The 15,081-nt window shown below is 65.3% G+C and carries 11 protein-coding genes, 1 tRNA gene and 1 other RNA gene; 6 read left to right on the forward strand and 7 right to left on the reverse strand.

Annotation, left to right across the window (positions count from 1 at the left end; genetic code table 11):
• The first annotated feature begins 9 nt into the window (after positions 1–9).
• The 3 genes from proB to RQH86_RS17190 all read left to right on the forward strand — a co-directional run bounded on the left by proB (position 10) and on the right by RQH86_RS17190 (position 4,766).
• Complete coding sequence (gene proB, locus RQH86_RS17180; RefSeq protein WP_115527902.1) at positions 10–1,164, forward strand: glutamate 5-kinase; 1,155 nt, start codon at positions 10–12, stop codon at positions 1,162–1,164.
• A gap of 159 nt (positions 1,165–1,323) precedes the next feature.
• A complete protein-coding gene (locus RQH86_RS17185; protein WP_311238576.1) occupies positions 1,324–2,568 on the forward strand; it encodes a glutamate-5-semialdehyde dehydrogenase in 1,245 nt (414 codons plus the stop codon).
• Positions 2,569–2,852: 284 nt separating this feature from the next.
• Complete coding sequence (locus tag RQH86_RS17190; protein ID WP_311238575.1) at positions 2,853–4,766, forward strand: CocE/NonD family hydrolase; 1,914 nt, start codon at positions 2,853–2,855, stop codon at positions 4,764–4,766.
• On the opposite strand, the gene RQH86_RS17195 is transcribed toward RQH86_RS17190, so the two are convergent.
• The 5 genes from RQH86_RS17195 to RQH86_RS17215 all read right to left on the reverse strand — a co-directional run bounded on the left by RQH86_RS17195 (position 4,747) and on the right by RQH86_RS17215 (position 9,233).
• Positions 4,747–5,973, reverse strand: a complete 1,227-nt coding sequence (locus RQH86_RS17195) for an MFS transporter (protein ID WP_055852092.1) — start codon at positions 5,971–5,973, stop codon at positions 4,747–4,749. The genes RQH86_RS17190 and RQH86_RS17195 overlap by 20 nt on opposite strands.
• A gap of 123 nt (positions 5,974–6,096) precedes the next feature.
• Positions 6,097–6,173 (reverse strand) — tRNA-Pro (locus tag RQH86_RS17200).
• 54 nt (positions 6,174–6,227) lie between these two features.
• Entirely contained in the window at positions 6,228–6,344 is a 117-nt protein-coding gene (gene cydX / locus RQH86_RS17205) for a cytochrome bd-I oxidase subunit CydX (protein ID WP_055852095.1), read from the reverse strand.
• An 83-nt stretch (positions 6,345–6,427) separates the two neighbouring features.
• A complete protein-coding gene (gene cydB / locus RQH86_RS17210) occupies positions 6,428–7,579 on the reverse strand; it encodes a cytochrome d ubiquinol oxidase subunit II (RefSeq protein ID WP_311238574.1) in 1,152 nt (383 codons plus the stop codon).
• 16 nt (positions 7,580–7,595) lie between these two features.
• The gene (locus tag RQH86_RS17215) at positions 7,596–9,233 is read right to left on the reverse strand and encodes a cytochrome ubiquinol oxidase subunit I (RefSeq protein ID WP_311238573.1); all 1,638 of its coding nucleotides are present in this window, start codon (positions 9,231–9,233) and stop codon (positions 7,596–7,598) included.
• Positions 9,234–9,434: 201 nt separating this feature from the next.
• Here RQH86_RS17215 and RQH86_RS17220 point away from each other — a divergent pair.
• From RQH86_RS17220 to cydC, 3 genes are all read left to right on the forward strand, one after another.
• Positions 9,435–9,510, forward strand: a non-coding RNA gene (locus tag RQH86_RS17220) — sX9 sRNA.
• A 9-nt stretch (positions 9,511–9,519) separates the two neighbouring features.
• The gene (gene cydD / locus RQH86_RS17225; protein ID WP_311238648.1) at positions 9,520–11,280 is read left to right on the forward strand and encodes a thiol reductant ABC exporter subunit CydD; all 1,761 of its coding nucleotides are present in this window, start codon (positions 9,520–9,522) and stop codon (positions 11,278–11,280) included.
• Entirely contained in the window at positions 11,277–12,953 is a 1,677-nt protein-coding gene (gene cydC / locus RQH86_RS17230; RefSeq protein ID WP_311238572.1) for a thiol reductant ABC exporter subunit CydC, read from the forward strand. The genes cydD and cydC overlap by 4 nt, the downstream gene beginning before the upstream one ends.
• Positions 12,954–13,016: 63 nt before the next feature.
• On the opposite strand, the gene RQH86_RS17235 is transcribed toward cydC, so the two are convergent.
• Positions 13,017–13,358 (reverse strand): DUF1294 domain-containing protein, encoded by a 342-nt coding sequence (locus RQH86_RS17235; protein WP_236699282.1) that lies wholly within the window; start codon positions 13,356–13,358, stop codon positions 13,017–13,019.
• Positions 13,359–13,387: 29 nt separating this feature from the next.
• Complete coding sequence (locus RQH86_RS17240) at positions 13,388–14,575, reverse strand: homoserine O-acetyltransferase (protein ID WP_311238571.1); 1,188 nt, start codon at positions 14,573–14,575, stop codon at positions 13,388–13,390.
• Positions 14,576–15,081: the final 506 nt, after the last annotated feature.

Below are 15,081 nucleotides of genomic sequence, written 5' to 3' on the forward strand. Positions count from 1 at the left end.
CTTGCCCCCATGAGTACGCCCGCCGGCACGTCATCGCCCTTTACCGAGCAACCGCTGCCGCCATGGCGGCGTGCGGTGCTCAAGGTCGGCAGCAGCCTGCTTGCCGCCGATGGCGGTGGCCTGTCGCCGCGTTTTGCGCTGGGGTTGGCGCAGTTTGTCTCGGCCAATCTGGCGGCCGGACGTGAACTGGTGATCGTGTCGTCGGGCGCAGTGGCCGCAGGCCGCGCAATCTTGCCGAAGGCTGCCGAGATCGGCGCGCCGATCGCAGCGCGACAGGCGCTGGCTGCGCTGGGTCAGGCGCAGTTGATTGCGCTGTGGCAACGCTTTTTCGAACGGCCGGTCGCGCAGGTGTTGCTCACGCACGACGACCTGCGCAACCGTCGTCGTTATCTCAATGCACGCGCCACCCTGGGCGAGTTGCTGCGGCTGGGCGCGCTGCCGGTGATCAACGAGAACGACACCGTGTCGGTGGACGAGCTCAAGCTGGGCGACAACGACAATCTGGCTGCAATCGTCGCCGCGCTGGTCGATGCCGATGCGCTGTTCATCGCCACCGACATCGACGGCCTGTACAGCGCCGACCCACGCAGCAACCCATTGGCGCGGCCGCTCGACGATGTTCCCGAGCTCACGCCGCAGGTGATGGCGATGGCCGGCGGCAGCGGCAGCAGCGTGGGCACCGGCGGCATGCGCACCAAGCTCGAAGCCGCCGCAAAGGCGGGCGCGGCCGGCATCGAAACCTATCTGTTCAATGGCCGCAGCGGCGAGGTAGTACGCGGGCTGGCGCAGGATCGCCTGAGCGGTACGCGCATCCACGCCGCACGTACGCGCATCGCTGCACGCAAATACTGGTTACGTCATTCACCGGTGGAGGCGGGCGCCATCCTGATCGATGCGGGCGCTGCAACCGCGCTGTGCGACAAGGGCGCGTCGCTGTTGCCGGGCGGCGTGGCCGGTGCCGAAGGCGACTTCCGTCGCGGTGACATGGTGGAGATCCGTCTGCGCGATGCCGACGGCGAGCGGTGTCTGGCACGTGGCGTCAGCCAGTATTCGGCGCTGGATATCCGCCGGATTGCGCGCCGACACTCGCGCGAGATCGACAGCGTGCTCGGTTACAGCTATGGCGAGAACGTGGTGCATCGCGACGATTTGGTGCTTTTGTAGCGGGGATTCGGGAATGGGCATTCGGGATTGGCAACAGCATGTGCACTGCATTTCTCAAATGCCGCTTCTACGTCCCAGCGACTGATTGCCTTGCGGTGATAAAACGATAGCCCTGCTTTTGCGAATCCCAAATTCCCAATCCCAAATCCCGGCCCCCAAATGACCATCAAAACGCTCGCTCTGCAATGTCGCGATGCCGCGCAGGTGCTGTCGCAACTCTCTGCCGACGCAAAGCAATCCTTGCTCGAAGCGATGGCTGCGGCACTGGAAGCTGATGCCGTATTGATCCTGGCTGCCAACGCGCGCGATCTTGAGGCGGCGCGTGCGAAGGGAACGGCTAGCGCCATGCTCGATCGGCTGGCGCTGGACGACGCGCGCCTGGCCGGCATCGCGGCGGCATTGCGCGAGGTGGCGCAGTTGCCGGACCCGGTCGGTCAGATCACGCGCGACGACACCCGCCCCAACGGCATCCGCGTGCAAAAGGTACGCGTGCCGCTGGGCGTGATCGCGATGATCTACGAGGCCCGCCCCAACGTCACCGCCGATGCGGCCGCGCTATGCATCAAGGCGGGCAATGGCGTGATCCTGCGTGGCGGCTCCGAAGCGATCCAGTCCAACACCGCCATTGCGCGTGCGTTGCAGCGCGCCTTGCGCGAGGCCGGCGTTCCGGAAGCGGCATTGACGCTGGTCGAGGATCTGCGCCGCGAGACCATGCTGGAGCTGCTGCAGCTCAGCGACATCATCGACCTGGCGATTCCGCGCGGTGGCGAAGGGCTCATCCGTTTTGTCGCCGAGCACGCGCGTGTGCCGGTGATCAAGCATTACAAGGGCGTGTGCCATCTGTTTGTAGATGCATCGGCCGATATGGAGCGTGCAGTGCGTCTGCTGGTCGATGGCAAGGCGACCCGGCCATCGGCATGCAATTCGCTGGAAACGCTGTTGGTGCATGCGGACATCGCCGAGCGCTTTGTGCCGCTGGCCGCCGCTGCGCTGCGCGCCCGCAACGTGGAGTTGCGGGGCGATGCGGCAACGCGCGCGCTAGTGCCCGACATCGCGCCCGCCAGCGACGACGACTATGCCGCCGAGTTTCTGGATCTGATTCTGGCAATCCGCGTGGTTGCGGACCTGGACACCGCGCTGGCCCATATCCGTCAGTACGGCTCGGACCATACCGAAGTCATCGTCACCGAAGACGCCGCAAACGCCGAGCGTTTCGTGCACGCGCTGCGCTCGGCGGTGGTGATGGTCAACGCCTCTTCGCGCTTCTCCGATGGAGGCGAACTTGGCCTGGGCGCCGAGATCGGCATCTCGACCACGCGTCTGCACGCGTATGGCCCGATGGGCCTGGAAGCGCTCACCGTGGAGCGCTTTGTGGTGCGTGGGCAAGGCCAGGTGCGGCACTGATCGGCACGCCGCGGATCAGGCGTGTGGTTGCCCGTCAGCGAGCCTTGAGCTGTTGAGGCATCGATGTCGCGCCCTTGGTTGAAGGGGGTTGGCATCGTGAGCTTACGCAACACTGCATGTGCCACGGTCCGCAACCAGCGTGCGTGCAAAGCCGTGCACCGCATCCAGGCCCATTCGCAGCCACTGCCGCACGCCCAACCTTCCAACCACGACCTTTGACACTCCCCCGGCAGCCCGCCACCTGCCTACAGTCGACGATTACCCCGCACTTTCCGGAGTCGTCGATGCGCCGCTTTGCCGCCTGCCTGCTTGCCACCGCCATTGCCGCCGCCACCGGCAGCGCAGTTGCACAGACCTCGCCGATGACGCCGGACATCACCGGCAAGCCGTTCGTGGCAAGCGACGCCGCCAACGACTACATCAAGCGCGAGGTGATGATCCCGATGCGCGACGGCGTGAAGCTGCACACCGTGATCGTGATGCCCAAGGGCGCGCGCCATGCGCCGATGGTGCTGACGCGCACGCCCTACGACGCCAGCGGCCGCAGCGAGCGGCTGGCATCGCCGCACATGAAGGATCTGCTGCCGCTCGGCGACGACGTGTTTGTGGAAGGCGGCTACATCCGCGTGTTCCAGGACGTGCGCGGCAAGTACGGCTCCGAAGGCGACTACGTGATGACCCGCCCGTTGCGTGGCGCACTCAATCCCAGCGCTGTGGATCACGCCACCGATGCGTGGGACACCATCGACTGGCTGGTCAAGAACGTCGCCGAATCCAACGGCAAGGTCGGCATGATCGGCTCGTCCTACGAGGGCTTCACCGTGGTGATGGCGCTGACCAATCCGCATCCCGCATTGAAGGTGGCCGCGCCGGAAAGCCCGATGATCGATGGCTGGATGGGCGACGACTGGTTCAATTACGGCGCGTTCCGCCAGGTCAACTTCGACTACTTCACCGGACAGCTCAGCAAGCGCGGCAAGGGTGCCGGCATCCCGCGCCAGGGACAGGACGATTACAGCAATTTCCTGCAGGCCGGGTCGGCCGGGGATTTCGCCAAGGCAGCAGGGCTGGAGCAACTGCCGTGGTGGCACAAGCTCACCGAACACCCGGCCTACGATGCGTTCTGGCAGGAGCAGGCGCTGGACAAGGTGATGGCGCGCACGCCGCTCAAGGTGCCCACGATGTGGCTGCAGGGGCTGTGGGATCAGGAAGACATGTGGGGCGCGATCCACAGCTACGCGGCAATGGAACCGCGCGACACGCGCAACACGCTCAACTATCTGGTGATGGGGCCGTGGCGGCACAGTCAGGTCAATGCCGATGGCGGGACGTTGGGCGCGCTCACGTTCGATGGCGATACCGCGCGTCAGTTCCGCCGCGATGTGTTGCGCCCGTTTTTCGACCAATACCTGGTCGATGGCGCGCCCAAGGCGAGCACGCCGCCGGTCTTCATCTACGACACCGGCGAGAACCGCTGGGATCGTCTGCAGTCCTGGCCGCGCAGTTGCGACAAGGGCTGCGCGTCGGCGAGCAAACCGCTGTATCTGCAGGCCGGCGGCAAGCTGTCCTTCGACAAACCCGCTGCCGGGCAGAGCGCGTTTGAAGAATATGTTTCCGACCCGGCCAAGCCGGTGCCGTTCGTGCCGCGCCCGGTGGATTTTGGCGACCGCAGCATGTGGACCACCTGGCTGGTGCACGACCAGCGCTTTGTGGACGGCCGCCCCGACGTGCTGACCTTCGTCACCGAACCGCTGACCGAACCGCTACAGATTGCCGGTGCGCCGGATGTGCATCTGCAGGCCTCCACCAGCGGCAGCGACAGCGACTGGGTGGTCAAGCTGATCGATGTCTACCCGGATGAGATGGCGTCCAGCCCGAAGATGGGCGGCTATGAGCTTCCAGTGTCGCTGGCGATTTTCCGCGGCCGGTATCGCGAGAGTTTCAGCGCGCCCAAGCCGCTGGCGGCCAATCAACCGCTGGCGTTCGAGTTCGGTCTGCCCACCGCCAATCACACCTTCCAGAAGGGCCATCGGGTGATGGTGCAGGTGCAATCCAGCCTGTTCCCGCTGTACGACCGCAACCCGCAGACCTACGTGCCGAATCTCTTCTTCGCCAAGCCGGGCGATTATCAAAAGGCCACCCAGCGCATCTATGTGACGCCGGAGCAGCCCAGCTACATCAGTCTGCCGGTGCGCTGACTGCACGGGCGCCGCGTGCCGGCGGCGCCCATAGGTCTTCCAGCAGCTGTGGACGGCAGGCCACCCAGGCGGCGGCCAGCTGCACCACGATGCAGATCACCAGAAATCCGAACGGCGCTGTCCAGCCGCCGCGATGCGCATGCAGCCAGCCGAACAGAAACGGCCCCAGGCAGCTCACCGCATAGCCCACGCCTTGCGAAAAACCCGAGAGCGCGGCCGAGCCCGCAGCAGTGCGGCTGCGTTGGTTGACCAGCACCAGCGCCAGCGGAAAGGTGCTGGGCCCCAGGCCGAGCAAGGTCACCCACAGGATCGGCGCCGCCAGCGGTGCCCAGCACAGCCCGGCGAACGCGATCAGATGGCAGGCCGCGCACAGCAGCACGATCGGGAACGGGTTGCGCATGCGCACTGCCAATGCCGGCATGGTCAACGCACCGACCATGCCCAGCGCGGCGAACAGCGCGACCATGGTACCGCCGAATGCAGGCGAGGCGCCGGCCTCGCGCAGCAGCGTGGGGAGCCAGGTGAACATCGAATAGGTCACCAGCGAGGTCATGCCGAAGGTGATCGCCATGCTCCAGCCCAAGGCGGTGCGTGCGACCCGTCCTTCGGCCTCGGGGGTTGGCGTGACCGGCGCCGGGCCGGTCGCGCGCAGACGGCCCTGGTTGGTGTGCACCAGCGCCCAGGCCGCCAATGCAAGCAGCGCCGGCAGTACCCACACCACCATCGAGCTGCGCCAGCCCAGCGCGTCGGCCACCGGCACCGCCATCAATGCCGGCAACAGGGTGCCGACCTGCAGCACGGTGATGTACAGCGTGCTGACGCGGCCCACGCGGTCGCCGAAGTAACGCTTCACCAATGGCGGCAACACCACGTTGCCCATGCCCATGCCGGCCAGCGCCACCAGCGAGCCCACCAGGAGCCCGCCAGTGCCCGGCAGCAGCGGGCGCAATACCAGCCCGAGCGTGGCCAGCGCCATCGACAACAGCGCCGTGCGCAGCAGGCCGAAGCGACGCAAGACGGCTGGCGTTGCAACGCCGGTCAACGCAAACGCGGCAGTGGGCAACATGCCGAGCGCGCCCATGGTCGGCGCACCGAACGCGTATTCGTCGGCGATGCGTTCCAGCAGCGGAGTGAGTGAGGTCACCGCCGTGCGCAAGTTGAATGCGGACAACAAAATGGCGGCCAGCACCAAACCTCGCCCACGCAATTGGGCAGACGGGGACGAGGCGGCAGTGACAACAGACATGACAGACCATCCGCACCGTGCACAGCCGTGCGACGGCGCCTGAAAACACAAAACCGGCACGAGGCCGGTTTTGTGTTTTGAAACTGGTCGGGGAGACAGGATTCGAACCTGCGACCTCTACGTCCCGAACGTAGCGCTCTACCAGACTGAGCTACACCCCGAAGGAGCCGCGTATGTTACATAGGGAATGCGGAATCGGCAAGCATCTGTCGCAATTATTTTTCCTGCGGCCGATGCGCACGCTCGGGCTCGCGTGCTTCGAACCACATGCCGTTGAGGACAGCGGCCAATGCCGCCAGGCCGGTGCCGAGAATCCAGGCGAAGTACCACATCGTTGTGCTCCTGAAAAACGGTGAGAGAGTGGGAAGGCGAGCGCGGCTGCGACGACGTGCTGGCGTCGCAGCCATTGCGTCGGCTAATACGCATTGGGATTGACTGAGAGTTCCTCCGCAGTGACCTTGCCCCTGAGTACGCGATACACCCACGCCGTGTAGGCCAGGATGATCGGCATGAAGACGGTGGTGGCCAGCAACATGATCCATAGCGTAAGGCGGCTGCTGGAGGCATCCCACAGCGTCAGGCTGGCGCTTGGTGCAGTGGACGACGGCAGCAGGAACGGGAACAGCGCAAAGCCCACTGTAAAGACAATGCCGACGATGGCGCTGCCCGACGCAATGAACGCCAGGCCGCCGCGTCGCGCGCGCAACAGCACTGCGCTCATTGCGAGCCCGAGCAGGCCGAGCAGCGGCGCCATCAAGGTGGCCGGCATGCTGCTGTAGTTGTGCAGCCAGCCACCAGCGGCCGTGAGTGCTGCGGTCTTGGCCAACGGATTGGTCTGTGCATCGGTCGCCAGCACCGATGTCACCGCATAGCCCGGCAAGCCAAGCGCCACCCAGACACCGGCTGCAGCAAACAACGCCAGCGCAGCCATCGCGGCGGTGCTGCCGACACGCGCGGCACGGTCGGCCACCGGTCCATCGGTCTTGAGCACCAGCATCGCCGCGCCGTGGGCGATCAGCATCGCCACGCTGAGCAGACCGGCGAGCAAGGCAAACGGCGTCAGTAGCCCGAACAGATTGCCGGTGTAGAACGTGCGCATGCTGTCGTCGAAATGGAACGGCACACCCAGCACGACATTGCCAACCGCCACGCCCATGATCAACGCCGGAACGAACCCACCGACGAACAAGGCCCAGTCCCAGGTGCTGCGCCAGCGTTGATCCACCAGTTTGCCGCGGAACTTGAAGCCGACCGGCCGCAGGATGAGCGCAAACAACATCACGAACATCGCCAGATAGAAACCGGAAAAACTCACCGCATACAGCGGCGGGAACGCGGCGAAGATCGCGCCGCCGCCCAGGATCAACCATACCTGATTGCCTTCCCAGACCGGGCCGACGGTGTTGATCACCAGCCGGCGTTCGGCATCGTTTTTTGCAACGAACGGCAGCAGCGCGCCGACGCCCAGATCGAAGCCGCCCATCACTGCGTAACCGGACAGCAGCACGCCGAGTAGCAGCCACCAGATCACACGTAAGGTTGTGTAGTCGAGCAATACGAAATCCATCACGGTCTCTCCTGGGTTACGGTGCGCTGCCGGCCACGGCGCCGGAGCTCAACGGTGGGTGACTCAACGGGGCATGACTCATCGGGGCATGACCTTGCGGCAAGGAAGGCGACGCGCTGGGTTGCGTCGGCGGGAACAGCACGTCCGGGCCACTGCGGATGGTCTTGAGCGATAACTTGATCGCGATCACCAGCAGCGTGGTGTACAGCGCGGTAAAGCCCACCAGCGTCAGCACGATCTCGTACAGATCCAGACCCGATGCGGCGTAGAACGTGGGCAATACGCCTTCCACCGCCCACGGCTGGCGGCCGTATTCGGCCACGAACCAACCGCATTCGATCGCGATCCACGGCAGCGGCAGCGTCCACACCGCCAAGGTCAGGAACCAGCGCTTTTCCTGGAAGGTGTGCTTGCACGCGAACCAGAACGCAATGGCGAAGAAGGCGATGAGATAGATGCCGATGCCGGCCATGATGCGAAAGGTCCAGAACAGCGGGAGTACGCGTGGCACGGTGTCCATCGCCGCCTGCGCGATCTGCTCGGGCGTGGCATTGCCGATATCGTCGCGATAACGCTTCAGCAGCAAGCCGTGGCCCAGGTCCTGCCAATGGGCGTCGAAGACCTTGCGTGCTTCGGCATCATTGGTGTCGGCGCGAATACGCTGCAGCGCGCCGTAGGCGATCTGCCCACCGCGAATGCGATGCTCGGCACGCCCAACGAGTTCCAGAATGCCGGGAATCGGCGTATCCAGCGAGCGGGTGGCGATCAAGCCCATCAGATACGGAATCTTGATCGCGTAGTCGTTGCGATGGGTCTGCTGATTGGGAATGCCGAAGGCAGTAAAGTCGGCTGGCGCGGCTTCGGTCTCCCACATCGCTTCGATCGCGGCCAGCTTCATTTTCTGGTGCTCGTTGGCGGCATAGCCGCTCTCGTCGCCCAGCACCACCACCGACAGCGACGACAGCAGGCCGAAGGCCGCGGCCACCGCAAACGAGCGGCGCGCCATCTCGGTGTGCTTGCCGCGCAGCAGGTAAAACGCGCTGATCGACATCACGAACACTGCGCCGAGCACGTAACCAGCACTGACGGTATGCACGAACTTGGCCTGCGCCACCGGGTTGAACAGCACCGCCATGAAATCCACCACTTCCATGCGCATGGTGTCCGGGTTGAATACCGCGCCAGTCGGGTTCTGCATCCAGCCGTTGGCGATCAGGATCCATAGCGCGGAGAAGTTGCTGCCCAAGGCCACCAGCCAGGTGGTGATCAGATGCTGCACCTTGCTCAGGCGATTCCAGCCCAGGAAAAATAGGCCCAGAAAGGTCGCTTCGAGAAAGAAGGCCATCAGCCCTTCGATCGCCAGCGGCGCGCCGAAGATATCGCCCACGTAATGGCTGTAGTACGACCAGTTCATGCCGAACTCGAACTCCATCACGATGCCGGTGCCAACACCCATGGCGAAGTTGATGCCGAACAACACGCCCCAGAACATGGTCATGCGCCGCCAGATCGGCTTGCCGGTCATCACGTAGACGCTTTCCATGATGCCGAGCAGGAACGACAGGCCCATGGTCAGCGGTGGAAAGATGAAGTGGTACATCGCGGTGACTGCAAACTGCAGCCGCGATAGTTCGACAACGGTCGAGTCGATCATGGCGGGGTGGCCTGGTTGAGTATCGGTGAGCAACGTGGCGGATCATCTGCCGCCGCTGCGTTGCGCGCGTTGATCCAAATCAATGCGGCCCCGATCGGGTGCGGCACACTGTCCATCCCGCAGTGGACAGTGGCGACTTGGAGCAGCTAACAAAACACCTGTGCAGCCGCCAGGCGGACGCGGCCGGTGCTCGGAATCGGCATGTACCACCTGTACACTCCGGTTCCTCCGCGCCGTCCGCACCCACCTGACGACTGCTCGCTACGTTTTGTTAGCCGCTCTTACAATCGCCTGCGATGCACCGCCTGAAGAGAGCCATGTGAGCCAGCCCAGCGTGCAAGCCAGCGAAACTTCCGCCCAGCGCCGTCAACGCGGCCAGTGGCTGGATGCGCTTGCCGCACCCGCTGCACGGGCCAGGCGGCTGTCCGGTGTGGCGGTGGCGCTGTCTGGCGTGTTGTTGCTTGCGCAATCGGCGGCCATTGCGTGGTTGGTGCAAGCGGTGCTGGTGCAGCACCTGGCGCTGGCACAGCTGCGTCATGTGGGCATCGGGTTGCTGCTCGCAATGCTTGGGCGCGCCGTGCTCACGGGGTGGGCGCAAGCGCTGACCGGCGAAGTGGCAGATGTGGCCAAGCGCGAACTGCGGATGCGCATTGCGCGTCGGCTGGTGCTGCACGGGCCGCTGTGGCTACGCCGGCAACGCAGCGGTGAACTTGGCGAGTTGAGCCTGGCGCATACCGATGCGCTGGAAGGTTACTTCGTCGGTTATCAGCTGGCGCGCACCGAGATGATGCTGGTGCCGCCAGCGATCCTGATCGCGGTGTTTTCGGTCGACTGGGTGGTAGGCCTGGTGTTGTTGCTGACCGCGCCGTTGATTCCATTTTTCATGATGCTGGTGGGCTGGGGCGCAGAAGCCGCAGGCCGCGAGCAGCTCGGCGAGCTGGCGCGGATGGGCGGGCACTTTGCCGATCGTCTGAAGGGGCTGGGCTTGCTGCGTGTGTATGGGCGCGGGGAGGCCGAATTGGGCGGCATCGCCGCAGCGGCCGAAGGCGTGCGCGAGCGCTCGCTCAAGGTACTGCGCATCGCGTTCCTGTCGTCCACAGTGCTGGAATTCTTCGCCTCGGTGAGCGTGGCCATCGTCGCCTTGTACTTCGGTCTGAGCTATCTGGGCATGCTCGACCTGCACGGGTTGCCGTCGCTGGGCGCGGGCATGTTCTGCTTGCTGTTGGCGCCGGAATTCTTTGCGCCGTTGCGGCGTCTTGCAGCGCATTACCACGACCGTGCCAACGCGCTGGCCGCCGTGACCGAGGCCGAGCGGTTGCTGGAAGGTTTTGTGACCGAAGCCGATGCCATTGCCCCAGTTGCAGCGCCGCCGCCGCGCGCCTTGGAGCCTGCGCAGGCGCATGCGCCGTTGCTGCAGGCACGTGGTCTGGCGCTGCGTCCGCTTGGCGCGCCGCACACGGTGATCACGCAGTTTTCGCTGGACCTGCAGCCCGGTCAGCCCGGTCAGCGCGTGGCGGTGATCGGTGCCAGCGGCAGCGGCAAGAGCACCTTGCTGGAAGGGCTGGCCGGCTGGCTACCACCGGAAGCGGGCAGTGTGGTGCTGCGCCCGGGCACGCGTGTGGGCTATGCGACGCAGCGGCCGTATCTGTTTCACGGCAGCATTGCCGACAATCTGCGGCTGGCCGATCCGCAGGCCAGCGATGCGCAGCTGCGTGCAGCGGCCGATGCGGCGCAAGTCATTCGCTTTGCCGCGCAGCTGCCGGCGGGCCTGGATACGGTGATCGGCGAGCGCGGCTTTGGCCTGTCCGGTGGCGAAGCGCGACGTGTGGCATTGGCGCGGCTGCTGCTGCGCGCGCCGGATCTGCTGCTGCTGGACGAACCCACCGCGTTTCTCGACCCGGACACAGAAGCCGAATTGCTCCGCGCACTCGGGGTACTCGCACGCGGCCGTGCAGTGGTAGTGGCGACGCACAGCCCTGCAGTGATGCGCTGGGCCGATACGGTGATCGATCTGCGTGGCACCACCGTGACGGCAAGCGCGCCATGAGCGGCGCACGCCACGATCGTCTGAGCGAGGTGTTTCGCCGGCATGCCTGGCGCTTGCTGCTGTCCGCGCTGCTGGTGCTGGTCACAATGCTGGCCGGAGTGGGTCTGTTGAGTCTGTCCGGCAGCTTTCTCACGGCGGCGGCATTGGCTGGCGTTGCAGGCATGGGGGCAGGCTTCAATTTCTTCTCGCCGTCGGCAGGCATCCGCGCATTGACGTTTGCGCGCATCGTGTCGCGCTATGGCGAAAAATTGATCGGACACGATGCCACCTTGCGCATCGCCCGCGATTTGCGGGTGTGGTTCTTCCGTCGTGCGTTGCCGCTTGCGCCGGGGCGGTTGTCGGCCACGCGCACCGGCGATCTGTTGGCACGGTTGATGTCCGACATCGGCGAAGTCGATGGCCTGAGCGTGCGCGCGCTTGCGCCGCTGACGGCGCTGCTCGGCATCTGGTTGGCCGGGGCGGGCGCCGCTGCGTTGATCTATCCGCCGGCCGCATGGTTGTTGCTGGGGCTTGGTGTGCTGATTGGCGGGCTGGTGCCCTGGCAGGTGGCACGTGGTGGCGCGCAGCGCGAGCAGCTGCGCGCGCAGCAACGCACGGTGTTGCGCACGCAGGCGTTCGAAGGTCTGGAAGGTGCGGCCGATCTGGCGGCGGTCGATGCGCAAGGCGCCTGGCTGCATCAGCTCGACGCCGCTGCGGCAGCAGTGATGGATGGCGACCGCGTGCAGCGCCGTCGATTGATCGCCGGCAACCTGCTGCATGCGGTGTGCGGGGCCATCGGTCTGGCCGGCATGTTGTGGCTTGCCTTGAGCGCCGCCGAGCGTGGGCTGATTGCAGCAGACATGGCCGCAGGCCTGGTGTTTCTGACCATGGCGCTGCTGGAGGTATGGGCGGGTGCCGGGCTGGCCTTGCAGGCACTGCAAAGCGCACGCGTCGCAGCGCGGCGCCTGCAGTCCATCGTCGATCAAGCGCCGTCGGTCAGCGAGCCGGTGCAGCCAATCGACGTGCCACGCACGGGCACGCTGCACCTGCAGCAGGTGTCGTTTACATGGCCCGGTAGCGTGCGGCCGGTGCTGCATGCGCTCGATCTGACGCTGGCAGTTGGCGAACGCATCGCCATCAGCGGCGACAGCGGCAGCGGCAAGAGCACTTTGTCGGCGCTGCTGCTGCGGCTATGGGACCCGCAGGCCGGGCAGGTGAGTTACGCCGGCATCGATCTGCGTCACTGCGCACAGGCGCAATGGCATCGACGCATCGCCTGGTTGCCGCAGAACGCGCCGGTGTTTGCCGGCAACGTGCGCGAGAATCTGGCCATCGGCGATGCCGATGCCGATGATGCCGCCATGTGGCAGGTATTGCAGCAGGTGCGCCTGCACGACTGGGCCAGCGCGCACCATGGTCTGGACACCTGGGTGGGCGAAAACGGCGCCACGCTCTCCGCAGGCCAGGCTCGCCGTCTTGCGCTTGCGCGTGCGCTGTTACGCGATGCTCCCATCCTGCTGCTCGACGAACCCACCGACGGCCTGGACGTGGACACGGCGCACGCCCTGTTGCTCGATCTGTCGGCCGCGCTTGGTCAGCGCAGCCTGGTGATGATCACCCACGACAGCGTGCCTGCCGGCGTGGTGCAGCGGTGCTATCGCATGCGTGCCGGGGTGCTGGAGCCGCTGCCGTAACACGTGTTTGATCGGCGAGGGTTATCGCTGCGCAACCGCTGACGGCAGCTTGCAGCGCCTGCGTTACATCGAGCGATGTACCGCCCATGCAAGCACCGCGCTGTTCGCGATTGCCGTGGCCCAGAAGGTGATCTGGAAAGAGGTCTTGCTGGATTTGTGCCGGAACAGCGACTGCGCCAAGAGCGCGCCCGGCCAGCCACCGAGCACTGCAATGCCGTGCAAGGTGGCCTCCGGCGTTCGTCGCTGGCCGCGGGTTGCCGCGGTCTTGTCGCGCCGGTAGGCGATCAGCGCCACGCTGCTGGCAACCGCATACCAGAGTGCCACCCAGACCGGCAGCAGGCCTGCTGCGACGATGCTGGCCATGCTCACCGCAAACAGTGCGGTCAACGTCTTGCGCGGCACCACGCTGCGCGCGCCTGGCCTGGATCTGGAAATCAGCAGGCGTCCAGAAAAGCGCGCACCGCCGGGCCGAAGCGGGCAAAATCCACCAGAAACGCATCGTGGCCCTGCGGCGAATCCAGGCCTATAAAGCGCGCATCCGCGCCGCCTGCACGCAGGCCTTCGGCAATCTGTTCCTGCTGCTGCACCGGGAACAGGATGTCGGTGTTGGCGCCGATCGCCAGCGCACGTTCGATGCGGATGTTTGCCAGGCCGGCCAGCACCTCGGCCTCGGTGGAGACGTCTGCAGCCGGCGTGCTGCCGATCTGCGTGCCGACGGCCTGCGTGGCAGCGATCGAAGACGCATCCACATAATCGGCCAGATCGAACCAGTCCATCGAGCGGCTCAGATACAGATAGCAGTTGGGATCGAAGAAGCGCACGAAGCGACGCGCATGGCCTTCGAGATAGCTTTCGACCTGAAATTCCAGGCCGAACGGATCGTCGGCGGCCTGTTCGGAATCCAGACGCACCCGGCCAAAGCGGCCGTCCCATTCCAGCGCCGAGCGGTAGGTGATCACGCCGAGTTTGCGTGCCATGCGCATGCCCGATTCCGGATAGCGCGTGTCGTCGTAGTGGCCGCCGTTCCAGTGAGGGTCCAGCCGGATCGCTTCGCGCTGCAGCGAGCGGATGGCAATGGAAAACGGCAATGCCTGTGCGCTGCCGGAGATATTGATGTGACTGCGCGCAATGCCGGGATGCCGCAGCAACAACGCCAACGCGGTCATGCCGCCCATCGAGTTGCCGATCAGGCAGGCGAGCTGTTCGATGCCCAGCGCACGCACGACATCGGCTGCTGCATCGGCAACATCTTCGATCGACAGATCCGGAAAGGTCAGGCGATACAACTGCCCGGTTGCCGGATCGATGGACGCAGGCCCGGTGGAGCCCTTGCAGCTGCCCAGCGAATTGACGCACACCACAAACCAGCGCTCGGTATCGATCGGCTTGCCCGGCCCCAGCATCGCGTCCCACCAACCCGGCTCGGGGTTGGCCTGATTTGCGGCTGCATGCGCGTTAGGCGACAAGCCGGTGACGATCAGCACCGCGTTGCTGCGATCGGCCGCCAGCGTGCCCCAGGTTTCGTAGGCCACATGGGCCTGATGCAGCGCGCCGCCGCGCTTCATCGGAAACGGCGACGGCAGTGCGTGGAATAACGTGCCTGCAGGGATGAATTCGGTCATGTCGCAATTCTATCCGTCGTGGCGGCGGGCGGCGTGGTGAATCGGGATGGGGACTCGGTTTGAGCCCTTGCGTTGTGTGATGCCAGCTTTAAAGCTGTTGATCTGCGGCTTGGTTGCAGTGCCCTTGCCCGCTCACCATCGCAGGACACGCTGCAAGTACGTCCATGTAAGCTCCTTGGCGGCATCCATGCCGCCAAGGGTCACGCGACGGTGAGCGGGCAAGGACCAGTCCAGACGGTCGGTGTGCTTGGTCAAGAGCCATGCGTGATGAGGCTTGTTGACGCATGATGCGCCGGCCCAACCTTCGACGCATGCCGAGCGACAAGCAGCTTTTCACGCGACTGCCGACCAACTATCTGGTCCGGTGTCCTTGCCGATTGCGGGACCGTTGGCGGCATGGATGCCGCCATCGAGCCCCCAGGGATGGGTTTACGGCGTGTCCCGCGAATGGGGAGGGCACCGCGCCCTCGACTTCTTCGCATTTTGCTGCAGGGCCCTTGCCCGCT

The sequence above is a fragment of the Xanthomonas sp. WCS2018Noco2-27 genome, assembly GCF_031843525.1.
GTDB lineage: Bacteria > Pseudomonadota > Gammaproteobacteria > Xanthomonadales > Xanthomonadaceae > Xanthomonas.